The organism is Scytonema sp. PRP1 (assembly GCF_036697665.2).
GTDB classification, from domain to species: domain Bacteria; phylum Cyanobacteriota; class Cyanobacteriia; order Cyanobacteriales; family Nostocaceae; genus Kalymmatonema; species Kalymmatonema gypsitolerans.
Genome location: NZ_JBAHYJ020000087.1, coordinates 174357 through 197642, shown reverse-complemented (window position 1 = coordinate 197642; position 23286 = coordinate 174357). Strand labels below are relative to the sequence as shown.

Below are 23286 nucleotides of genomic sequence, written 5' to 3'. Positions count from 1 at the left end.
CTCCTTTGGCTTAATTTTTTGTGCTTCCGCTCAATATTGTAATCTGGTAACCGACTCCATATTGGGAGGATGAGGCGAATGAGGAGGATGAGGGGGAATCATAATTGTTCTTTTGCTTGCCCTGCCCCCTGCCCCCTGCCCGCTTATCCCTCAGACAACTCCAACCCTCCTCGGTAGCCAGTGATCAGACGGCTACCATCTTTGAAAATATGAACTTCTATTTGGTCGCTTGCCCAGGTAATCTGGTCTTCTAAGGCGGGATTAAAGACGTGAACCCGTTGATTGCTGGACGAAACAGGAGAATCAGGTGAGTTAATTGCTAGCGACTCGATGTAAGGACCATCAATCAGGATGTCCAACTGTTCCAATAAGTCTTGAGCGCCAGCTGGTGGATACTGGGATTGTAACTGTTCCAAAGTAAAACCAGAAAAAGACATCACATTCAATCCACCCGCTTTTACCTTGCGTGCAACAGCAGCCAATGCAGGGGCTTGCCAAAAGGGTTCCCCTCCAGAAAATGTCACTCCTTGATTGCGAGGATTGCTAAGAATTTTTTCCGCAAGGCTGTCAACGGATATCAATTGATTCATTTCAAATGACCAGGATTCAGTATTAAAACAACCAGGACACTCCCGCAAACACCCTTGCACCCAAACAACAGCACGACATCCAGGACCATTCACCTCTGATTCATCGATATAGCCCATAATGTTGAGGTATCCGGCGGGAATTTCCATCAAAGCTGGGTAAGGGTTAGTTTTCTTTTGGGTCATTGTTTTTCTCTCTCTATGTTGGGGAAGGATTTACTTGCAGGCTAGAGGGAAAATTTGAGGAACTTTTGAGGAACTAGAGTAGAATCGGCATTGCTGACTACTCCCTTCCCGCTATAAGATTACCGAACCTTCGTCTTTTCTTTCTTCGTGTCCTTCTCCTGACGGAGACGCTGCGCGTATGCCTAGCGGCACGCTTTGCGCTTACGTGCCTTCGCGGTTCGTTACATTAGGTATTCTTAGGGCGGGAAGGGAGTAAAAAAGGTGTAGATATAGTCGGCAGTGCCTAGCCTAGGAAAATTTCATTCGACTGGTCGCAAAAATCCGCGTTTAGTATGTGACGTTCTCTCCCGTTAAGCTTGCGCTATAACAACGGGAGCTTCTCAAGATTAAAATAGAGAGAGCTGCACTCCATTCAAACCCCAAGCTTCTGGCTTCACGGGCTGTCTATTGACTAAGCCTCCACCAGCAGGCAAAATGAGTCCCACCTCGCTTAATGCTCGCTCCTTAATGTTCAGAGCGGCATTTTGGTCTCTATCCATTTGCAGTCCACATTTATCGCACTCATGCAATCGGATAGAGAGGGTTTTCGGTACTTTCGCGCCACATTTAGAGCAATTCTGGGTTATACCATGAGGACTTACTTTCACTACTCGGACTCCGCATTTGACTGCCACTGATTCCAGAATTGTGATGAACTGACCCCAGGCTGCATCTAGAATTGACTTGCTCAATCGTGTACGCGCAAGTCCCTTGATATTCAATTCTTCAACCGCAATTAAATCATACTTTTTTGCCAGTTTGTGTGCTGTGTTGTAATGAAAATCTTTGCGCTGCCTACCAATACGTTGGTGGATTCTGCTTATTTTGTTCTGTTGAGCAGTAAACCCTCTAGATCCTTTCTGCTTGCGTGCCAAGAAGCGTTGCTGACGAGCTAGGTGAGACTGGGCTTTCCGATAGTGTTGCTTAATTGGGACTGTTTCACCTTCGGACGTAACAAGAAACTCCTTCAACCCTACATCAACGCCAACAGATGTCTTGACTTGTTCGAGCGGTAGTGGCTCTGGTATGGTGTCGTCCGCCATAGAAATACAGGCATACCAACCATCAGCTTTGTGGACAATCGTACAGGTCTTTAAAGTAAAACCATCCGGAATAGGGCGATGCACAATAATTCGCATTTCCCCTATTTTTGAGAGCTTTAAAATGCTGTTATTGAGATATGCTGCAGCTTTTGGGCAGTTAACTCGCGGGTAAACAAATGACCGTAATTCTCCAATTTTCTTGTATTTGGGTCTCCCGCCTCGTTTCCCTGATTTATCTGGGAATAACCAACGTTCCCATGCTTTATTTAACCGTTGCAGATTAACCTGCTGTAATTCTGCCCAGATGTTTTTGTACTCTGGGAACAGTTCCTTGGTTTGCTTTAAATCAGCTTGTTGAGTGTAGTAGTTGACAGAAACAGGAATTTCCCCGATAGGCTCGCTTACAAGGCTACATCGGTCTAGTTGACAACGAGTTCGTCGCAGCCAATCTAAACGCTGACCAAGTGCATAATTCCAATGGCGACGTAATAGCTCCAGTGTGTGGAGCATTGCCGCTTCTTGTTCTGCATTAGGTTTGATTTTGTAGCTGTAAGTTAAAATCCTAATTGCTATTTTAAAACTTACCGCTAATTATGACAAGTCTATACGATAAGGGTTTTAGGTCTGTATACTCTCTTGCCGCTCATATAGTATTTGTTACAAAGTACCGAAAGAAAGTCATCAATAAAGATATTCATAGTAGACTTGCTACTATTTTTGATGAAACTTGTTCCAAATGGGAAACAACACTGCTAGAGTTTAACGGGGAGGATGATCATGTACATCTACTAATTCGCTATCATCCTCAAATTGAACTGAGTAAGTTTATTGCTAATCTAAAGACCGTTTCCAGCCGCCTGATCCGCAAAGAGTTTGGTGACTATCTAGACAAAATTTACTGCAAACCCGTTTTCTGGACTGGTTCGTATTTTGTCGCTAGTTGCGGAGGAGTAACTGTTGAACAACTTAAAAAGTATGTTGAGCAACAAGCAACACCTGAATAATGATTCGCTATCGCTCAGTTTATTAACTGGTCGGTATTCCCCTCCCGCTAACACGCGCGGGTATAACAGGAGACCCCTACCGACATTTAGTTGGAAGCACAGATGGACACAGATGGACGCAGATAATTTATCGGTGTGCATCTGTGTTTATCTGTGGTTTCATAGACAAAAATCTGCTTTTGCAAGAGGGGTTTTGCCTCACAAGTCCATATTTTTTCTGCCAATCTCCTGTTGATCCCAGACTTAGATAGACCATATCGCTGGAAATCTTCCTTAATCTCAGCCTATAAAGTCACTTAAACGCCCTATGCTAGATTCTCGGGTTAACCATTGGACTATTAGCCATTTGTCATTATTCCTTAACAAAAGAGTAATGACAAAGGACGAAGAACAAAGAACAAATGACAAAGGACGAAGAACAAATGTTTGACACTGCCATAGAAGCTATTGTCGCCCGCGAAATTCTTGACTCTCGCGGTAGACCAACAGTTGAAGCAGAAGTGCATTTGGTCAACGGTGTTGTAGGATTGGCGCAGGTTCCCAGTGGTGCGTCTACTGGCACTTTTGAAGCGCACGAACTGCGCGATCAGGATAAGGCGCGTTACGGGGGTAAGGGCGTACTCAAGGCGGTGCAAAACGTTAAAGAAGCACTTGCTCCAAAATTGATAGACTTGGATGCCCTCAACCAGGAATTGCTCGATCGCACGATGATTGCCTTGGATGGTTCTCCTAACAAATCCCAGCTTGGCGCTAATGCGATTTTAGCGGTTTCCCTGGCAGCAGCCAAAGCCGGTGCTGAGTCCTTGGGAATTCCCCTTTATCGGTACTTAGGCGGTCCACTCGCGAATTTGTTACCTGTACCGCTGATGAATTTGATTAATGGTGGTGCGCACGCAGCTAATAACGTGGATTTTCAAGAGTTTATGATTGTCCCCGTTGGCGCACCTTCTTTCCGGGAAGCATTGCGTTGGGGTGCGGAGGTGTTTGCCACCCTCAGTTCTGTGTTGGATGAGAAAGGTTTATTGACTGGTGTGGGGGATGAAGGCGGCTTTGCCCCCAATTTGGAGTCAAATCAGGTGGCTTTGGAATTGCTGGTGGCGGCGATTGAGAAGGCTGGGTACAAACCGGGTGAACAAGTGGCTTTGGCGTTGGATGTTGCTGCAAGTGAATTTTACAAAGATGGGCAGTATGTCTACGATGGCAAACCTCACTCTCCTGCTGAGTTTGTTGACTACCTCGGGCAACTGGTTGACCAATACCCGATTGTGTCAATTGAGGATGGCTTGCATGAGGAAGATTGGCAAAATTGGCAGTTACTGACTCAGAAGTTAGGTTCCCGCGTGCAGTTGGTAGGGGATGACTTGTTTGTCACCAACGTCACGCGCTTGCAAAAAGGAATTGAGACCAAAGCTGGTAACGCGATTTTGATTAAACTTAATCAAATTGGTTCGCTGACAGAAACGCTGCAAACAATTGACTTGGCAACTCGCAGCGGTTTCCGGTCAATCATCAGCCATCGTTCTGGAGAAACAGAAGACACAACTATTGCTGATTTAGCAGTCGCAACTCGTGCCGGTCAAATCAAAACGGGTTCCCTGTGTCGCAGCGAACGGGTAGCAAAATACAACCGTTTGCTACGAATTGAGGATGAATTAGGCGATCGCGCTGTTTATGCCGGTGCTGCGGGATTAGGACCGAAGTAAGAGCAGCTTGGTGACAGTTATATCTAAACGCAAGTCGATACATTGTTAATGCATCGGCTTGCATTGTTTAGTGAACAGTTATCAGTTATCAGTTACCAGTTAATCCCCATGAATGAATTGCTGGGGATTTTAAGGCGGAATAACTTTTCTTTTTTTCCACAAATCAATTTGGGGGCAAGACCCGGAATGTGAACAGCTCAATTGTGCTCCCGTTATCTGATAACTGCGGCTGGTACTGTTCACTGATTTGGTCACAAAGGGTCATAGTGCTCTTACTCATTATTCAGATCGAATAACTGGACAAAACCCTTCCTTTGCAACCCCTCTTTAAGTTTTTTATCTCCTGTCCAAAGCAAGCCACCTAATTCTATCGTCGCAGCGAACGGGTAGCAAAATACAACCGTTTGCTACGAATTGAGGATGAACTGGGCGATCGCGCAAAGCAACAGACGCAATCATGGGTATCGCCAACAAGCAAGGAAAACATTTGCCTCGTTTCCAGCCCAAAAGCTGGGAATGTATTTCGAGAGGCTCTGCCGAAGCAAGTTTTGCCTGGTGGAGGCGGAGCCTCCGGTGGATGGGTTCCCAGCCTGGAGGCTGGGAACCAGTCAAAAACATACAGCAGATTGCAGGTTTATGAGGTACAGGTTTTCAACTCAAAAGCCAGATATAGAGCCAAGTTTACTTCTGACTCCTGACTCCTGACTCCTGAATTCTGCTGTAATTCTGATGAGATTGCTTCCCCACACTGCGTTTCGGTCGCAATGACATTTTACGTTTAATTTGGTTACTCTACTTAATAAACCAATTTTCAACCCTTAAATCATTAAAAAACTCAAAATCAGAAACATTATTAGTTACCAAAATTCAATTATTACTGTAAGCAATACTCGCAATTTGACCATCTACAAAAGCAGGAGTTTTACCAATCTTGCATAATCTAGCCCTTTCTTGAGCGTGCCATTGTGCCGTCTTTAAGTCATAACCAAAGACTGGTAAATTTAAGATAAACTCATGAATATAATTCCAAAGAAACTCTCGCCGCTTAGATTATGGCAACCGCAAACAACCATGTAGAAGATCATGAACAATAACACTCTTAACGACAAGTTCTAACTTATGAATATCTAGTTTGTGCAAAACATTGGCATTAGGAATAGGACGTGCTGGTTCTGAAAGAATATTGGTATCAAATAAGAATTTCCAGAGCATAGATCAATTTCTCTTCCCACACTAGGATCTCGTAAATCAGCGAAATCCTCATCAGTAAAGATAATCCCCTCGCTTTCGATTACCTTTCTAAATTTTTGTAATCCCTCCCAAAAATTATCTCCTCTAGATTCCTCCTTTTTTTTCCGCAGAAACTCAAATAAATAGTCCCGTTCTTCTGTGGACAAAGTGTTAATAGAATTAATAATTTCTTGTAAAGTCATCAAGTGAAGCTCCTCTAAACTGAACTCCCATCTTATACCGTTTCACTTTAAGGTAAATACAAATGGGCAGCAGGGGGAGCACCCGGTGCAGGGGAAGCAGGGGGAGATGAGGGAGATAGGGGAGAAATCAATTCAAAATTCAAAATTCAAAATTCACGCATTAAAAGTTTCTCCCTCATCCTCCTCATCCTCCTCATCTCCCTTATCCCCAATTACGGATAAAACCCCAATTTTGGCAAGCCCAGTGTCTCATCCCAGCCCATCATAATATTGAGGCACTGGATGGCTTGACCCGCCTGCCCTTTGATTAAGTTATCGATCACTGACATGACGATCGCCCGACCAGTACGGGGGTCAACTTCTATGCCTATGTAACATAGGTTACTGCCGCCTGCCCATTTAGTTTGGGGGTAAACTCCTGGATCACAAACTGTCACCCAAGGAGAGTTACGGTAAAAGGCTCGGTAAATGGTGATTAAGTCATCTCGCACCAAACCAGGATCCCGTAGCGTAGCATACACTGTTGCTAAGATGCCCCGCACCATCGGAATCAGGTGTGGTGTAAATTGGATGGTGACTTCGTGTCCCGCCAAATCACTGCAAATCTGCTCTATTTCTGGCGTGTGGCGATGACGGGCAACATTGTAAGCACCCAAGGAGTTATCTGCCTCGGCAAGTAACATATTGACTTTCGCTTGACGCCCGCCGCCAGATGTGCCTGATTTGGCATCAACTATGGCTGTTTCTGGGACAATCAGCCCTTGCTTGAGGAGTGGTGAAAGTGCCAGGAGGCTAGCGGTGGGGTAGCAACCAGGACAGCCTATGAGTTGTGCTTCTGCAATGCGATCGCGGTACAGTTCTGGTAATCCATAAACGGACTGTGCTGCGGTTGCAAGATCTGTTCTCTGGACACCATACCAGCTTGTGTAAGTTGTTAAATCGCTAAAGCGATAGTCGGCACTCAGATCGAGGACTTTACATCCTTTTTCCAAGAGTTGCGGAGCCATCTTGCAAGCCAGACCATTTGGCAAAGACAGAAAAACTACCTCACAACGCCCTGCAATTGTTTCTGGGTCAACAGGCTCAATCTGTTGGTTAATTATATGAGCCAGATGCGGGTAGAGATCCGCCAACGGTTTTCCTGCGCTACTCTCTCCACCTAAGTAAACCAGTTCGACTTCTGGATGATCCATCAATAGTCGCACTAACTGAACTCCGCCGTAGCCTGACGCGCCAACAATCCCAACGGGTACGCGTCTAAAATTACCCATAACTATAAAATCCTTTTTGAATCTGGACAACTGTCATTACCAGTATTCTGCCGCTAAAGGCTTATTGCTGTTTCACTGTTACTACCAAGAGCGATCATAAATCCTACTTTAGCCGCAGATATTTATCGGTATGTTACCGAATCTTTGCTTCTGGTGCTTCTGCAATATTCCAAAAGAGCTACAATCAAAAACAAGGATTTATTAAAAAAAATTTACGTTTGGTAGCTGGAAATTCTCTGTGTCGCAGCTTAACACGACCTTAAACCCAAGCTTTGTATTTGACTCGATTGACGCCGCCTTGGCTGACTTGAAAGCTGGTCGCCAGATTGTGGTGGTGGATGACGAAAATCGAGAAAATGAAGGCGACCTGATTTGTGCTGCTCAATTTGCTACCCCTGACATCATTAATTTTATGGCAGTGGAAGCCCGAGGGCTCATTTGTCTGGCAATGACGGGCGATCGCCTGGATGAATTAGACTTGCCATTGATGGTGACTAACATTACCGACACCAACCAAACTGCTTTCACCGTCAGTATTGACGCTGGACCTCACCTAGGGGTAAGTACTGGCATTTCAGCAGAAGATCGCGCCCGGACGATCCAGGTTGCTATTAACCCAGCAACACAACCATTAGATTTGCGTCGTCCCGGTCATATTTTTCCCATTCGCGCCAAGGAAGGAGGCGTACTCAAACGGGCAGGACATACAGAAGCTGCTGTTGATTTAGCCCGATTGGCTGGATTATACCCTGCTGGCGTCATTTGTGAGATTCAAAACTCCGACGGTTCGATGGCGCGGTTACCCCAGTTGATTTCCTACGCCAAACAGCACAATCTGAAAATTATTAGTATCGCGGACTTAATTAGTTACCGCCTCCAGCACGATCGCCTGATTAAGCGCGAAACTGTTGCTGATTTACCCACCCAGTTTGGTGTTTTTCAAATCTACGCTTACCGCCATACTCTTGATAATACAGAACACGTTGCAATTGTCAAGGGGAATCCTGCTGAATTTCAAGACAACCCAGTTATGGTGCGGATGCATTCCGAATGCCTCACGGGAGATGCTTTGGGTTCTTTGCGCTGCGACTGTCGGATGCAGTTACAAGCAGCACTGAAAATGATTGAAAATGCCGGACATGGTGTTGTCGTTTACCTGCGGCAAGAAGGACGGGGAATTGGGCTGATTAATAAGTTGAAGGCTTACTCGTTACAGGATTTGGGACTCGATACCGTAGAAGCGAATGAGCGATTGGGATTCCCCGCTGATTTGCGAGACTACGGTATGGGAGCGCAAATGCTGATGGATTTGGGGGTGCATAAGATTCGCTTGATTACCAATAATCCCCGTAAAATTGCTGGGTTGAAGGGATACAAGTTGGAAGTTGTGGATCGCGTGCCGTTGTTAATTGAAGCAAACGACTACAATTCTTATTACCTAACAACAAAAGCGAAAAAGCTGGGTCATATGCTGTTGCAGACTTATCTGGTGACAGTGGCGATCAACTGGCAAGATGATCCCGAAGCAGTGACGGAACGCTACGAACGCTTAGAAAAATTACGGCATTTAGCGAAAAGTCATGACTTATTGTTACAGGAAGAAGCACGTCCGTTGGCGATCGCCCTGTTTGATAAGCCATCGTTAATCGTACACTTGGGTTTCGATCAAGCGAACGTTGCAACACACGACTGGTATCAGCAGAAAGGTCATCCTTACGTACAGGCGATTAGTCAAATCTTGGATCAACTCGTCAGTTTACCTGACATTGAAAAGCTAGAATTTCTGATGTCACCAGGGGTTGATCCTTTGAGTAACCTGCAAGTGCAATTGGATCGACAGACGTTCCCCCTAGGGACATTGCCTTCGTCTATTTGTTGTGAGCAGTTGGGCACGCAAAAGATTTATAGTTTTAGTCGGTCTAATTGAGCTTTCGCTGCCTTAAACGATACTGTTGGCAATAATGTAGTAGGGTGAGCAATGCCCACCCTACAATGAAAAGTTTTCATAATTCGCCGACAACCTTTTATACCATTTCACTTTCAGGTTGCTACAAATTGGTAGCAGGGAGCAGAGGAGTACAACAGCACAACAGCATAACAGCATAACAGCAGGGGAGAATTATTTGTAGCCCTAAGTTAAGGAATTGGTATTAGAAGGAGAATTCAAGCCTACCCTGCCGGAGCAAAGATTTGAGACAGTGGTTAATAACCAATACAGTTTGATTAACCGCGTCTGTGATCTGACCATGATGCTTTTTCGTGATCTGTGTTGGCGTAGCGGCTGCTTTGCAGCATCGTTCCTCACAATCTCACCTTGGCATTACCCCTACCTTGTCGATAAAAGTTGTGGTGCTTCTTGCCCTTGCAGGAACGGGGCACTCACCACTTCAGCGAGTTCTGTACCCTGTGTCTTTAACAATGCTTCCCAATCAGCTTTTAATTCTGGATCATTGGGACGAGAGGTACGCAAACTGGCTAGGCTGGCAATACTGTCTTGCCAAATTCCAGCGTTTGCATACAAATGGGGAAGCTGTTGTGGGCTAGCATTTTTGAGTTGTGTTGCCAGTTGAGCTTGCGGTTGAATGCGTTTGATGGCTCCATCGACGACGCGATCATGGGAACGTGCTTTGGCATCGCAAATCACTGAGAATGACCAACGATACTGCTTCCCTACTTCTAGTGATGCCGTAGTTACAGGAATACTGACAACTCCAGCTTTGCCACTCGGTTTATAAGACTGCTTACTTACAACATTATTTTTATTCTCGTCCAAGATTACCAGTTCTAGTGCTGCTTGCGTAGAGGTTTTAGGAACATAAAATAGCAACACGGGATTTGCTACTGTTGTTAACCCTACGTTACTCTGAGGCATTATAGCTGTTAGACGCTTACTATTTGTATCTGTTAGGCATTGACTATCCCGTGCAGCACCAGCGACACGTCTAGCTGGTATTCCTAAAGCAGTTGGAGCCTTGAATGTTATCCGAGCTTCTGCAGGTGTAAAAGCGATCAGGACAGACGATAACCCTAAGGCGGCAGTCAAGGTGGCTGCTGTTAAAGAGCGGTCTTGTAAAAAGGTCTTCATAAGAATCACTGGTAAGGTGAAAACCTTGGTGGTAGATGCTAAAAAAAAGCTTACTCCACCATACGTTTTTTAGCTAACAATATTATTAGCTATAAGTATTATACGGGGAGTTCCTTAGAGATTATGCATCTCAAACTTTTGCTCTGACGTCTCCCAAAGCGTACTATTACTTGCTGCTATGGAATTTTAGCAATATTTTGTAGAAAGTTAGCAATATTCATGAACAACTATTAAAAGATTTATACTTTACTGTCATTTTGCAACTTGACACGTAAGAGAAATTGCGGTTAGTTAACCGTAATACTACAATATCAAACCCTCACACCTTTAAGCACGCTGAATTGATTTTTACCGAGCAGCGTTGGCACCGAGGGCATTTTTGATAGGTGATTAGTACCAACATAGCTACATATAGAAGCCAAAACAATGATTAGTCAAGTTTCAGAAACAAAGATGCACTTCATCAGGTGGCTGCTTGCTATCGGCTGGCTGATGCTAATCTTCTCTTTATTTTACGATCCAATTTCACCTTGGTTGACAAATCCCAGTGGTTTCGTCAGTTCTGTTGATCTTGATGCCAACAAGTACGTAGATGCATCAAATTGCTTGAAAGTTCAGGGAGCTTGTTTATCAAAACAACCCTACAGTATCGGCGCACGCATCTTTTGGACAGTCGTTATTCCAAGTGCGATCGTTATTTTGCTGGTGTTCGGTCATGAATTTTGGCGGCGGATTTGTCCATTGTATTTCTTCTCCCAGATTCCAAGGGCGCTAGGAATCCAACGCAAACGCAAAACGGTTTACTCAGATACAGGTAGCGTTCGTTCGGAATTGGCAGGTATAGAAAAAGAGTCTTGGCTAGGTCGCAATTACCTATTCATGCAATTTGGTTTATTTTACTTGGGATTAAATATCCGCATTTTGTTTGTGAATGGCGATCGCATCGTGATGGGGTTTTTCCTGCTATTTACGATCGCCTCAGCCATTACTGTGGGTTTTCTTTACAAAGGAAAAAGCTGGTGTCAGTATTTTTGCCCAATGGCACCTGTACAAATGTTTTTCACAGGACGACGGGGCTTACTAGGCAGCGAAGCTCACCTCCAGCCGCCACAAAGTATAACTCAGTCAACTTGTAGGACAGTTGATAGTTCTGGTAACGAGAAGAGTGCCTGTGTCAGTTGCCAATCTCCTTGTATTGATATTGACGCAGAGCGTTCTTATTGGGAAGGAATTACCAGACCAGATCAGAAGCTAGTCTTTTACGGTTACTTCGGTTTGCTGGTGGGATACTACGTCTTTTTTTACTTGTATTCTGGGAACTGGGAATATTATTTTTCTGGTGGATGGCTGTATGACCAAAATCCCTTAAGCACACTCTTGGGGCCAGGATTTTACATCTTTGATCGCCCAATTCCGATTCCCAAGATCATTGCAGCTCCCCTCACACTCGCTGTTTTTTGCGCTGCTAGCTATTTAGGATGCGAATTTTTAGAAAGACTTTATAGAGCTTATCTGAAAAAGAAAAACAAATACCTCAATGAAGAACAAGTCCTGCACGTCTGTTTTGTCTTGTGTACTTTTGTATCCTTTAATGTCTTTTTTATCTTTGGCATTCGCCCGATTTTAAACCCACTGCCAAATTGGCTAATCATCGGATTCAACATACTCAGCGTGCTCGTCAGTAGCTTATGGCTGGAGCGCAGTTTAGGGGGTAGCAAAGAGCGTTATGCTCGTGAAAGTCTGGCAAATAGTTTGCGCCGACAGTTGAACAAACTAGCAGTAGATTGGTCTAAGTTGCTTGAAGGACGTTCATTGCAAGACCTGATTCCCGATGAGGTATACGTTTTGGCAAAAGTCCTCCCGGGTTTTAGACGTGTAGACCAAGTGCGAGTGTACCAAGGAGTTTTGCGTGATGCTTTAGAAGAGGGGAATGTGACTTATGGAGAGAGTTTACAAGCCCTCAAGGATTTGCGAAACCAATTGAACGTCACCGATGAGGACCATTACTCTGTTTTAGCAGAACTTGAGGTGGAAGACCCAACCTTACTCACTCCGCAAAAGCAACCCACCCGCGAAAATAAATTGCGTATTGAAAGCTATCGGCGGGCGTTAGATTTGCTGATCCAAAAAATGGTGGAAAGAGGGATACCTCTACCAGAGGTAATTGATCGCAAGCAAAAGCAAATCCAGGCATTGAGACAGGAGTATGCGATTACTGTAGATGAACAGGAACAAGTTTTAGCTGAAATGTTTAATCAAAACGGCGTACTACTGCGGACAGCAGAAACACTTTTGGCTCAGTTGCAAGAATTGGCAGTACGCGATCAGATCCTGTACAACTCAGTAGGAAACCCTCAAGCACCTGTTTATGTTTTGCTACGCAAAGCAGTGCAGGAAAAGAAAAAACTGATTGCCACCCAGTTACTGCGCATCTTAGAATTTTTAAAAGAATCTCCGGAAGCTCTCAATATTGCTCGTTCAACAGGTGTACTGGCGGCAAATGTGATTGCAGAAATTCTCGAAGTCAACGATGAGCAGCCAAGCTGGCAAAAGCGTTTAAATCCTAGAGTTCTCGCTTCATTACGACAACAAGACCAGCTCAGCCCGCCTCTGCAAATATCTACACAACTTGGTATTGACGCGAACATTCATCAGGACCCACAAAAAAAACGCTATTCTCTGGATGTGACCAATCCTTTAACGAATATGCGTCTATCTCGTTCAGAAGCAATTCATCAAGTCTTGGTCGAACTCTTAGAGGACTTAGATCCCTTAGTGCAAGCCGCCAGTCTTTATGCGTTGTATCAGCAGAATCATGCTGTTGGTATGCAGTATGCTCGTCAAATACTGAATGTTAAGCAAAATAAAGATTCACTCGTACAAGAAACAGCTCGAAGCATTCTTGGTCAAAGTCAGCACCAGAAGCAGCAGGATCATGTACCGACTTTGATTGTTCAGATCAAAGTCATGGGACGCACAGAAAGGCGGGTTTTCCAACAGCCGACAATTCAAGTCGGACGAGGACATGAGAATGATATTGTGATTTTGGATAACCGTGTTTCCCGACAGCACGCCATATTTTATTTAGATGAAACAGGAGTGAGTGTTAAAGATTTGGGAAGCAGCAATGGTCTGCGTATTGGTAAAGAAAATATTCACGACCAGCAAAAGCAACTCAAACAGGGAGAAATTATTCGCCTCAGCAGTGGAGATGACTTGGTTATCCTTGTGCAATGGCAAATGCAACCCGCACAAGATCAGGCGATCGCCCACTCAGCAGGAACTCTAGAAAAGCTGTTATGGCTATATGACAGCAGTTTCTTCCAAGGGCTGAAGGCAAATGTTTTGATTGAACTTGCTCGCAATGCAACTGTGCGGGAATATCAGCCGCAAGAAGAAATTTGCCGGATGGGAGCCACTGCTGTTGAACTCATAGTCCTGATTGATGGCGAGGCAATGGTACTCTCAGGCAATACAGCGAATAATCAGACGATTCTGCGTGGGCAGACTATAGGTGAACTAGAAGTCCTGACCCACAGCTATTATGTGGTAACAGTCGTAGCAGTAGCGGAAAAGACTCGAGCCTTAGCTATCAAGGCAAAAGACTTCGAGGCGGCGCTTTCACATAATCCACCACTCGCGATCAATGTCTTAGAAATGGTCAGTCATCGTCTTCAAGAAAGTTTAGGGCAAGCTGCAGCTGTGACTCAACTTTAAAGATATTGCCGCCGTTCAAAGTCCATACTTTCGCCTTGGGCTTTGGGCGGCGGCGTTTTTGACTTTTGAGCCACACGAGCTAGGGTGGATATGAGTATATTGCTAAAGACAAAGAAAATTTATATTCATTATTAACATTAACGTTTTTAAATACACATTAAGTATGCTCAAAATCAAGCTAGTAGATCCTAATACACCAGACCAGCTAAAAGAGGTAGACTTAAAACCAGAAACCAAGCCAAATCATGAGTGCCTGATTGGTCGCTTTGTAAACTGTGATTTAGTTCTAGACAGTGCTGAAGTCAGCCGGATGCATGGAAAAGTTTCCATGAAAAATGGAAATTATTATTTTGCTGATTTAGGTAGCAGGGGTGGTTCCCGGATTAATGGCGAAAAGGTGCAAATCAATCAGGATTACCAGCTCAACCCAAGCGACACGATTCAAATCGGTCGCTTTGTCCTGATGATTTCACAAATTGGGTCACAAGAAGACAAAACAGTTGTTGAAAAAAAAGGAGAACAACTCAGTCTTCGTCAGCCGAACTCTCAGGCAGTACCACTATCTTCTCCTGTCTCTGCCAAGAAATATATGCCTCTAGCGATGCTAGAACCAACCGAGTTGCAACGCTGGGTAAAGGGAGAGTTAACAGTAACCTGCATAAGTGTGATCGATGAAACAGATGATGTCAAAACCTTTCGCTTTGTGGCAGATCCTCCGGTATTGTTTACTTATAAACCAGGTCAGTTTGTCACCATCAAACTGGAAATCAATGGCAAACAGGTTTCGCGTTCCTACACCATTTCATCAAGCCCCTCTCGTCCCCATACCTTAGAAATCACCATCAAACGTATTCCTCCTCCTTCCGCTTCGCCATTGGCTGAACCAGAGGGTTTAGTTTCTCAGTGGTTGCACGATAATATCACCATTGGCAGTAAAATAAAGCTCTCAGGACCAGTAGGCAAGTTTAGCTGCTTAGCCAACCCCTTCCCAAAAATCTTATTTTTAAGCGCAGGTGTCGGTATCACACCGATGATGTCCATGTCCCGGTGGGTGTGTGACACTGGTTCTGATTGTGATATAATATTTTTCCACAGTGCTCGTACTCCGCGTGATTTCATTTTCCGGCAGGAACTAGAACTGATGTCAGCACGACATCAGAATTTTCATCTGGCGGTTTCCACGACTCGTAGAGAACCCGGACAGACATGGTTTGGTTTAACTGGCAGGTTGGATGCAACCATGCTCCAAGTTGTGGCACCGGATTTTCGGGAGCGTAGTGTGTATGTCTGTGGTCCACACGGTTTTATGGACAACGTCAAAGCGATGTTGCAAGCTCTTGGTTATCCAATGCAAAACTACCATGAGGAAAGCTTTGGACCTGTGCGTAAGACTTCCAAATCTACCATTTCCATGCACAAACAGACTGTGGTGGACAGTTCGCCTCATATTGTCAGCCGTGATATTGAGTATAACTCAAAACATAATTTTATACATCTGCCACGAGAAACTGTTTCTGACTCAAGTGTGAGCGATGCTGCAAGATATCGCACCAGCCAATGTTCTGTTCTTTTCTCTAGGTCAGGAATAGAAGTCAGCAGTGATGGGGAAGAATCAATTCTCAATTTGGCTGAACAGCAGGGATTAAAAATTCGCAATAGTTGCCGTTCTGGAGTGTGTGGTAGCTGCAAGAAGTTGAAGTTACACGGACAAGTCGATTTAGAAGGCGAACCTGAAGGCTTGGAAGAGAGTGAACGTCAGGAAGGCTACATTCTGACTTGCATCTCTTACCCTATTGGACGAGTTGTCATTGATGCATAATGATATGGAACAATGGAAACACGCAAACCCTGGAAAAGGAAAGCTCCGAACTGCTATGATCTTTTGGGCGATCGCCCGAGACTTCGCCGTGAAGCTTCGACGGTGAGATCAGCCGAACCGCGCAGTGGCAAAGCTAATCGCACGTAGTTCCCGCTTTTTGGAGGATGCTCCCTTTAAGAGCCGCCTGCCTACAAATCGCACTTTTGTTGAAAATTTATAACAGTCAAAGAAATATAATAATTTTTTTTATATTAAATTGATAATTGCTTATGCTTGCTAGTTTAAGAAATCTACTGACACAGCCTGCGGTTTTTGCTAGCGCAATTGTAGGTGTGTTGCTGGTTACGGCTCAACAGTTGGGAGTACTAGAGCACCCAGAATTAATAGCTTTTGACCAGATGATGCAAAGGCGTGCAGATGTGAATCCAGATCCTCGCCTTCTGATTGTGGCGTTTACTGAAAATGACATCCAAAAATTAAAGCAGTCATCGCCCAATGGCAATGTTTTGAGTACAGTCTTGAGCAAGCTAGAGCAATATCAAGCAAAAGTTATCGGTTTAGACTTTTTTCGTGATGTACCAGTGGAGCCAGGTCACAAAAAGCTCCTGACACGCCTCAAACAGAGTTCGCAGATTGTGAGCATTTGCAAACTTGGTGATGAAAGGGAGCCTGCTGTACCACCTCCAGAAGGTGTAGCACCCGAAGGCGTAGGATTCGCGGATCTGTTGGAAGATCGAGATGGGGTGATTCGCCGCAATCTACTTATTGTTTCCCCAGATGAGAAGTCAAAATGTGCAACTCCTGCTTCCCTTGGATTTCAACTGGCTCTCAATTACTTAAGGATTGAACCAAAATTCATCGACAAAGGAATGCAACTGGGTAATACCCTGTTTCAACCTCTAGAACCTCATTCAGGAGGGTACCGAAATATAGATACCCGAGGTTTTCAAATATTACTCAACTACCGTTCAAAGAAAAGCATTGCTCAGCAAGTCAGCATAACAGATGTGCTAGAGAACCGCATTAATCCTAGTTTGGTAAAAAACCGTATTGTCTTGATTGGCACAACTGCACCCAGTTCCCAAGACATTCGCGTCACACCTTATAGCGGTGGTTTACAGGATAATTCCGGCAAAATGCCTGGAGTTATCATCCATGCTCACGTAGTCAGTCAAATTCTGGATGCCGTTTCAAACCAACGACGACTTTTTTGGTTTTTTCCTGAATGGGGACAAATTCTCTGGATGTGGGGCTGGACTTTAGTAGGTGGAGTGGTAGCGTGGCGCATTCAGCATCCACTCTATTTGGGGCTAGCAACGATCACTTCCTTAGGGATACTGGTTTTAAGCTGTTTTGCTATCTTGACTCAGGCAGGGTGGGTACCGATAGTCTCTCCGATTTTAGGGTTTCTTGTGGCGGAAGCGGGTGTTGTTGCTTACACGGCATTCCAAAACAAGCAACAGAAAGAAAAAGTTGCCTTGCAGATTCAAGAGCAAAAGGAAACCATCTCGCTATTGCAAGCGCTGCTGCGGGACGGTGGAAGTCAGGGAACGCAGACACAAGCGGGAATGAGCGATGGCTTACAACTACAAGCAATACTGAATAAGCGTTATAAAATCGTTGAATTGCTTGGTTGTGGAGGATTTAGTTATACCTATCTGGCTGAAGATACTCATCGCCCTGGGAATCCTCAATGTGTGGTCAAGTACTTGCAACCTGCTCGTAAAGATGAGGTCTTTTTAGATGTAGCAAGACGTCTTTTTAAAAGTGAAGCAGAAATTTTAGAAGTTTTGGGTCAACACGAGCAGATTCCACAATTGATGGCTTATTTTGAAGAAAATAGGCAATTTTACCTTGTACAAGAGTATATTCAAGGGCATTGTTTAAATGAAGAACTGATTCCCGGTAAACGCTTTTCTGATGCTCAAGTGGTGGATTTCCTGAATGATGTTTTGCAGATATTAGAGTTTGTTCATACTCACGGTGTCATCCATCGAGATATAAAACCTAGCAACTTGATGCGTCGAGAAAAAGATCAACGAATTGTGCTGATTGACTTTGGCGCTGTCAAACAAATTCAGCCTCAGCACCCAACAGAGAACCCTACAGTAGCAGTGGGTACTGTAGGGTATGCACCTCCTGAGCAGTTTATGGGACAGCCAAGGCTGAATAGCGATATCTATGCTTTAGGAATGATTGCTATCCAAGCTTTAACTGGGACACCAGCTAAATACCTCGAACGAGACTCTACTACAGAACTTGTTTGGCGACATTTTGCAGAAACTACGCAAGAATTAGCTGGGGTTTTAGACAAAATGGTGTGCTTTGACTTCCAAAAGCGATACCAATCAGTAGAAGAAGTTTTATATGCTCTGCAAAGTTTCTAACCTGACTTGGGACTGGGGATTGGGGACCACCCCTTCGGGGAAGTCAAAATTCAAAATTCAAAATTCAAAAAAAGAATTTTACTTTTGACTTTTGACTTTTGAATTGTTTGGTCCCTAATCCCTAACCCCCAATCCTCTTTATAGCCAGTTGCCTACCAAAACATAGGGTGCCCAATAATACGGATGGTTGTACGAAGGATTCTTCAACAAGGACAGTTGAGCATCCTTTAAGGCTTGTGCTTTACTGATATCGGGTCTGCTTAACTGTTTGTAAAACTCACCCATGATGTCAGCAGTTGCTTGATCATCTACAACCCAAAGTGACGCTAATGTACTACGTGCCCCAGCCTGGATAGCAACTCCAGCAATCCCCAATGCGGCTCGATTGTCTCCTGCAGCCGTTGAGCAAGCACTCAGAACAAGTAGCTCAATTGCACCTCGTTGGTTGGTTGCTCTAGTTTTGAGTAACTCACTCAACTCGTTGACCTTGACGCGACCATCAAATGTCAAAATGAAGGTATCTTCTGCCTTAGAACTAAACTGACCATGAGTTGCCAGGTGAACTACTGGTGCATTCAAGGACTTAACAGCCTCTTTAATAGCTTCGGTGGTAAATTGCTTATCAAGCAGCACCTCACTCTGACGAACTGTTGATTCGATTTCCTCAAGTTCACGTTTGACAGCAGGGAGTGCTGGAAAGTTTTGCCTAGCTTCGCTGAGTCCACCTGCAATAGTTCGCCGTTCAGTACGTGCAAAAGGTTGGGGGTTTAATAGCTCTAAACCTGGTGTCAAAGCAATATTATATTTCTCGACAAGATAGCTCTTTCCATCATACAACGCCGCCATAGGGATGCTTCGCATCGGACCATCCAAGACAAACACCAAGTTTTTGATTTGGCGTTTTTCCAATTCCGATTCAATTGGTTGAATGATCCATTGATAAACTTCTTGGGACGGAACCAGAAACTCTGGAGTCTGGCGGGTTTCTAATTTTTGCCGCAGTTCCTCCAGCTTGTCTTCAACTTGGTTTTGGGGTAGATTCTTTGTGTAATGACGTAAGTCCTGATTCTGATTCTGTTTCTGTTTGGTTGAGGAGGAAGGCAGGGAGACGATAACTTCCAGGCGATCCGCTAAAATCACTGGATAAATGACTGCTGCTGTGCGATCAATTTGGTCAATCTGCACTGGTGTTGTGTCTACACAAGCTCTGCGGAAGAAGTTGTCTAACTCTGCTACTTTCAGTGATTCTATGACATTTCTAGCTGTGCTAAGGTCATCTTGGCTGGGTTGCTTATTTCCTGACTGCAACAACAAACTCACCAGTTCGCGATAGATTGGCTCAACTTCTTCTTGAAAAGAATATTGCACCTCGCGCATGGCAACTAAATCGCCGCGTATAGACTTGAGGTTACTAACAGCTTTGGTGTATGCTGCTTTCGCCGCTGTTTCATCTCCTCTAGTTTTCAAAATACGGCCCAACTGCCACTGCCAACGATAGCCAATATCCGGTGCTGGAATATTTTCAGCTAGTGCTGAGGCTTGCTGAGTGAGTTTTTGTGCATCATTCCACTGCTGAGTCTGCTCGTACAGTCCGCCCAAAGTCCCCAAGGCATAAGCTTCAGCACGCTTATCTTCCAGGCTTTTGGCTTGCTCAACAGCTGTTGCCACTATTTGGGCGATCGCCTTCCATTCTGGAATGTTGTTTGTTGTGATATTTTCTGCCGATGTCTGGTGTTTGGGGCAATTTACACTTGTTGCATTTATTGCCGTTCCTCTTGCCTCACTTTTTTGCCTCAGACAAGCCAGAGTTTGGGCATAATTAATCCTCGCATAAACCGTCTTACGACTAGGTGCTAAGCTGTCAAGCTGAGATTGAATTTCAGGCAATAAAGTTTGCTGCAAATTTTGGTAAGAAACCTTTTGCCCGACTTCTTTGGGCTGTTGTTGTGGCTCTTGTAAAGATAACCGCAGTTGATTAATTTGCGCCACCACCCGAGTTGTCGGCGAAGCAGAAGACGCAGCAGCTTGTCGGTAATCCTCCATTGCTTCATCAGTTCTTTGCAACGCTTGGGCTGTGTTTCCCAAACTCAGGTAAATTTGTGATACGAGTTCTCTAGAGTTGAGTTTAGAAGCTACATCCTTACTTTGCTCTAAAGCTTGTTTGGAACCAAAGTTTTCTATTTCCTGTGGCTGTGGCTGTTTCTGTTGCTGTTGCTGTTGCTGTTCCTGTGGTGTCTGGTCTAAAACTCCCACGACTCGTAGAGCATTACCCAAGCTCAACAGTCCTTTTGCCTTAAGCAGAGAGTCGGGTTGTGCCTGCAGCAGTTTATTTATATCTGTTAAGTTTAGGCGAGCGCGACGGTAAAGCCCTAACGCTTGCAGTGCCTGAACCTGGTTCATTTTGCTACCAATCTCGCCTTCTGAATCCCGGATTTTAGCGTAGAGGCTAGTTGCTTCCTCCCAACTGGCAAGAGCTTTTTCAGATTTCCCTTCGGCTAGTTGAATCTGACCTAAGTTATTAAGTGTCTGGGCGCGAACTTTTATGTATTCTTTAGAATTTCCCCGATTTTTTTGTAACAGATCCAAACTCTGTGCTATGGCTGTGTTTGCTTGGGGTAACTGTCCCAGCTGCTGATATGCCAATGCGGCATAGTTTAATGCTAAGACTTGATTCAGGAAATCGCCTTGAGTTTGAAATGTTTTAGCTGCTTGTTGTAAAATCTGCACAGACCTTGAGAACTGTTCTGTCTGGTAGAGTTGCAAGCCTTGCTGCAACAGTTGTCTGCCATCCCTTTGCTGTACTAAGTAAGTCGGCTGGCTTTGTTGATGGGGATAATTACCGCGATCAGCTGCCACAAGTGGGCTTGTAGCAACTGCAATTTGGGCAATTGCAGCTAGAAGAATAAGTCTAGACATAAGCTGTTAAACATTTGATTTTTATAGTGGTGGTTATGAGTGGTGGTTATTATTCAACCAGTACCAGCCGCGCCGTGCGCCGTGGGTAGTAAATTCGCTTGGTCTACCCATCTACCCAACTGAGAACTATTAAAATGATTGAGTATAAACAATGGAAAAATATAGACCCTTCTCTTGTAAACTTTCATCATCGCGTGATCTGACATACACAAGAGGAATGCCGTAGTCAAATCTGGCAGTTAAATTATTGCTTTGCCACAGTAATCCTACTCCTACGGAAGCGAGGTTACTAGGGTCGATATTGGGGTTTCCATACTGATTCGAGGCTGTTCCATAGTCAACAAATGGAGTAATTTGTAATATGCCACCCACTTGGGGAATTCGTAAAATAGGATACCTTAATTCAGCAGAAGCTAAAAAAGCATTATCTGTTAACAGCAGGTCTTGACGATAGCCGCGTACCGTGCGTTGTCCTCCCAAACCAAACTGCTCTAAAGGAACTAATGGTCTGTCGGCTATTTGAGCATCTGCACGGAGTAGCACTATGGTATCTCGAGCTAAAAGCCGCACCCACTGTGCCTGTCCTCGCCAGGAAAAAAAGCTACCATCTGGTCCGCTGTTGTTGCTGGTAGCATCGAAGACATCTAAGCCAAAGCTAAATTGCGATCGCGCCGCTAGCACTTGTTGACTACTGCGCTGAGTCCACTCTTGAAAAAACCGCAGTATTGATAAGCGAGTTTCTCCATTCCTATTAGCTCCTGGTTGAGGAAATCCCTGCCGGAAACCGATGAGCGATTCCAAATAGCCAACGTCACTTTCCCGCCGATTTATACTCAGCCCGAGGGCAAATTCTTCGGTGGGGGTTTGCACTATTGGTTGACGTAGTGTTAAAGCAAAATCTTGTGAGGTTCCTTCGATATCTAATACATCAAAGGGTTTTTCAATAACACTGCTGTCTGTATAGTTATAGGCAAATTCCAGCGTTCCATTATAGGCATTTATAGGAAAGGTATAGCGGGCTTCGACATCGTTGCTACCATCAGTATTGGCGTAGCCGACACTTAAACTATCTCCTTGTCCCAGCAGGTTGGCTTGGTTAAGTTGGATTTGCCGCTGAAAGCTCCCAATACTAGGGTTACGATTGTTGTCTAAGCTAATTTGGGCAGAAAATGTTTTTGCCTCCGTCACCGTGACATCTAGCACGTTACCACCAAGTGTTGAGCCAGCTGCAAGTTCCGCAGAGATATTTTGAATTAATGGATTGAGCTGAAGCAGTCGCAGTGCTTCTAGCAATCTATTCAAGTTCAGGGGTTTACCAGTCGCGATCTGCAAACGGCTGCGAATATAGTTGGGGTTCAACCGCTTCAACCCTCTAACCTGGATATTTTCCAAGCGACCTTCCACAACCTGAATTTTAACGACACTTCCTTTAACGTTGTAGGTTTGCTCTGCTGGAAGGAAAGCTGCAGAGGTGACGTAACCTTTGTCGCTGTAAAGTTTCGTTATAGCTTCAGAAGCCTGGAGCAATTCAGCAAAGGTAATCGGTCTGTTGATGAATTTTTTGGTTGCCTCAGCTAGTTTTTCACGGCTGAATACTGTGCTACCAACCACTTCAAAACGCTCAACTTGGATAGTTCCAGGAAAAGCATTCGGAACTCCTTGGGGACTGGGAGGAGATGGAAGTAAGTTTTCTGGAGGTGGGAGGACTGGAGGTGTTTCGGGTAGTAGGGGAGGATTTTCTCGTTCTGGTCGGTTGAAGATGTCTGATGGAGGTTCGGTTTGGGCAGTTTCCAATCCTGGCTGAGGAACAGCCAGCGTATTCACCGTTTGTGCTGACAACGGCTGTTGCTGCCAGCTGCTAAATAGCATCATGGTGAGTATAAATAGGCTGGACGAATGCCAGTTGTGATAGAAACTTGGGACGCTTTTATTTAGCATAACAACAAGCAGATGCCGGAAGGTCACAGAGATAAACGGTTGTAGCAAAGTTAGTCATAAGGACACATTGGCTTTCTTTAAAAGCCCAATGAGTCGTTGCTACAGTTAGCACAACATTAGGATGAGAGATGTTCTCTACCCTAAAGGGGTTTTTGAGG

Annotated in this window: 13 protein-coding genes and 2 pseudogenes; 8 read left to right on the top strand and 7 right to left on the bottom strand. The window is 44.6% G+C overall.

From position 1 onward, the window contains the following. Positions 1-143 precede the first annotated feature (143 nt). Entirely contained in the window at positions 144-773 is a 630-nt protein-coding gene (locus V5G28_RS22805; RefSeq protein ID WP_096567180.1) for a 4Fe-4S single cluster domain-containing protein, read from the bottom strand. A gap of 386 nt (positions 774-1159) precedes the next feature. After that, positions 1160-2416, bottom strand: coding sequence for an RNA-guided endonuclease InsQ/TnpB family protein (locus tag V5G28_RS22800; RefSeq protein ID WP_332987784.1), 1257 nt, complete (start codon positions 2414-2416; stop codon positions 1160-1162). A 32-nt stretch (positions 2417-2448) separates the two neighbouring features. Here V5G28_RS22800 and tnpA point away from each other — a divergent pair, with 32 nt between their 5' ends. The 3 genes and pseudogenes from tnpA to V5G28_RS36830 all read left to right on the top strand — a co-directional run. Next, complete coding sequence (gene tnpA, locus V5G28_RS22795) at positions 2449-2859, top strand: IS200/IS605 family transposase (protein WP_096567176.1); 411 nt, start codon at positions 2449-2451, stop codon at positions 2857-2859. A 422-nt stretch (positions 2860-3281) separates the two neighbouring features. Further along, positions 3282-4562 carry a phosphopyruvate hydratase gene (eno, locus tag V5G28_RS22790; RefSeq protein WP_332987783.1) on the top strand — a complete coding sequence of 427 codons (1281 nt, stop codon included), beginning with the start codon at positions 3282-3284 and terminating at the stop codon, positions 4560-4562. Between the two features lie 374 nt (positions 4563-4936). Continuing rightward, positions 4937-5002 (top strand): annotated as a pseudogene (locus V5G28_RS36830) (hypothetical protein); the annotation flags it as partial. A 352-nt stretch (positions 5003-5354) separates the two neighbouring features. On the opposite strand, the pseudogene V5G28_RS22780 reads toward V5G28_RS36830, so the two are convergent. Both V5G28_RS22780 and argC read right to left on the bottom strand, forming a co-directional pair. Next, positions 5355-5774: pseudogene (locus V5G28_RS22780) on the bottom strand (type II toxin-antitoxin system VapC family toxin). A gap of 433 nt (positions 5775-6207) precedes the next feature. Continuing rightward, positions 6208-7266, bottom strand: coding sequence for an N-acetyl-gamma-glutamyl-phosphate reductase (gene argC / locus V5G28_RS22770; protein ID WP_332987732.1), 1059 nt, complete (start codon positions 7264-7266; stop codon positions 6208-6210). A gap of 238 nt (positions 7267-7504) precedes the next feature. On the opposite strand from argC, the gene ribBA reads away from it, so the two are divergent. Continuing rightward, the gene (ribBA, locus tag V5G28_RS22765) at positions 7505-9193 is read left to right on the top strand and encodes a bifunctional 3,4-dihydroxy-2-butanone-4-phosphate synthase/GTP cyclohydrolase II (protein WP_332987731.1); all 1689 of its coding nucleotides are present in this window, start codon (positions 7505-7507) and stop codon (positions 9191-9193) included. A 399-nt stretch (positions 9194-9592) separates the two neighbouring features. Here the strand turns inward: ribBA and V5G28_RS22760 are convergent, their stop codons facing one another. Further along, a complete protein-coding gene (locus V5G28_RS22760; RefSeq protein ID WP_332987730.1) occupies positions 9593-10351 on the bottom strand; it encodes a DUF928 domain-containing protein in 759 nt (252 codons plus the stop codon). 426 nt (positions 10352-10777) lie between these two features. Between V5G28_RS22760 and V5G28_RS22755 the strand changes: the two genes are divergently transcribed. The 4 genes from V5G28_RS22755 to V5G28_RS22740 all read left to right on the top strand — a co-directional run bounded on the left by V5G28_RS22755 (position 10778) and on the right by V5G28_RS22740 (position 18274). Beyond that, positions 10778-14068, top strand: a complete 3291-nt coding sequence (locus V5G28_RS22755) for an FHA domain-containing protein (RefSeq protein ID WP_332987729.1) — start codon at positions 10778-10780, stop codon at positions 14066-14068. A 163-nt stretch (positions 14069-14231) separates the two neighbouring features. Next, entirely contained in the window at positions 14232-15887 is a 1656-nt protein-coding gene (locus tag V5G28_RS22750; RefSeq protein ID WP_332987728.1) for an FAD-binding oxidoreductase, read from the top strand. A 12-nt stretch (positions 15888-15899) separates the two neighbouring features. After that, positions 15900-16034, top strand: a complete 135-nt coding sequence (locus tag V5G28_RS22745) for a hypothetical protein (protein WP_332987726.1) — start codon at positions 15900-15902, stop codon at positions 16032-16034. A gap of 122 nt (positions 16035-16156) precedes the next feature. Continuing rightward, the gene (locus tag V5G28_RS22740; RefSeq protein ID WP_096567158.1) at positions 16157-18274 is read left to right on the top strand and encodes a CHASE2 domain-containing serine/threonine-protein kinase; all 2118 of its coding nucleotides are present in this window, start codon (positions 16157-16159) and stop codon (positions 18272-18274) included. A 138-nt stretch (positions 18275-18412) separates the two neighbouring features. On the opposite strand, the gene V5G28_RS22735 is transcribed toward V5G28_RS22740, so the two are convergent. Next, entirely contained in the window at positions 18413-21190 is a 2778-nt protein-coding gene (locus V5G28_RS22735; protein ID WP_332987724.1) for a CHAT domain-containing protein, read from the bottom strand. Between the two features lie 129 nt (positions 21191-21319). Next, positions 21320-23062, bottom strand: coding sequence for a ShlB/FhaC/HecB family hemolysin secretion/activation protein (locus V5G28_RS22730; RefSeq protein WP_332987722.1), 1743 nt, complete (start codon positions 23060-23062; stop codon positions 21320-21322). Between the last annotated feature and the right edge of the window lie 224 nt (positions 23063-23286).

Bases quoted from the DNA above. Each gene is read 5' to 3' on its own strand.
- argC (WP_332987732.1), bottom strand. From the start codon at position 7,266: ATGGGTAATTTTAGACGCGTACCCGTTGGGATTGTTGGCGCGTCAGGC.
- V5G28_RS22755 (WP_332987729.1), top strand. From the start codon at position 10,778: ATGATTAGTCAAGTTTCAGAAACAAAGATGCACTTCATCAGGTGGCTG.
- V5G28_RS22740 (WP_096567158.1), top strand. From the start codon at position 16,157: ATGCTTGCTAGTTTAAGAAATCTACTGACACAGCCTGCGGTTTTTGCT.
- V5G28_RS22735 (WP_332987724.1), bottom strand. From the start codon at position 21,190: ATGTCTAGACTTATTCTTCTAGCTGCAATTGCCCAAATTGCAGTTGCT.
- V5G28_RS22730 (WP_332987722.1), bottom strand. From the start codon at position 23,062: ATGATGCTATTTAGCAGCTGGCAGCAACAGCCGTTGTCAGCACAAACG.
- eno (WP_332987783.1), top strand. From the start codon at position 3,282: ATGTTTGACACTGCCATAGAAGCTATTGTCGCCCGCGAAATTCTTGAC.
- V5G28_RS22750 (WP_332987728.1), top strand. From the start codon at position 14,232: ATGCTCAAAATCAAGCTAGTAGATCCTAATACACCAGACCAGCTAAAA.
- tnpA (WP_096567176.1), top strand. From the start codon at position 2,449: ATGACAAGTCTATACGATAAGGGTTTTAGGTCTGTATACTCTCTTGCC.
- V5G28_RS22805 (WP_096567180.1), bottom strand. From the start codon at position 773: ATGACCCAAAAGAAAACTAACCCTTACCCAGCTTTGATGGAAATTCCC.
- V5G28_RS22745 (WP_332987726.1), top strand. From the start codon at position 15,900: ATGGAAACACGCAAACCCTGGAAAAGGAAAGCTCCGAACTGCTATGAT.
- V5G28_RS22760 (WP_332987730.1), bottom strand. From the start codon at position 10,351: ATGAAGACCTTTTTACAAGACCGCTCTTTAACAGCAGCCACCTTGACT.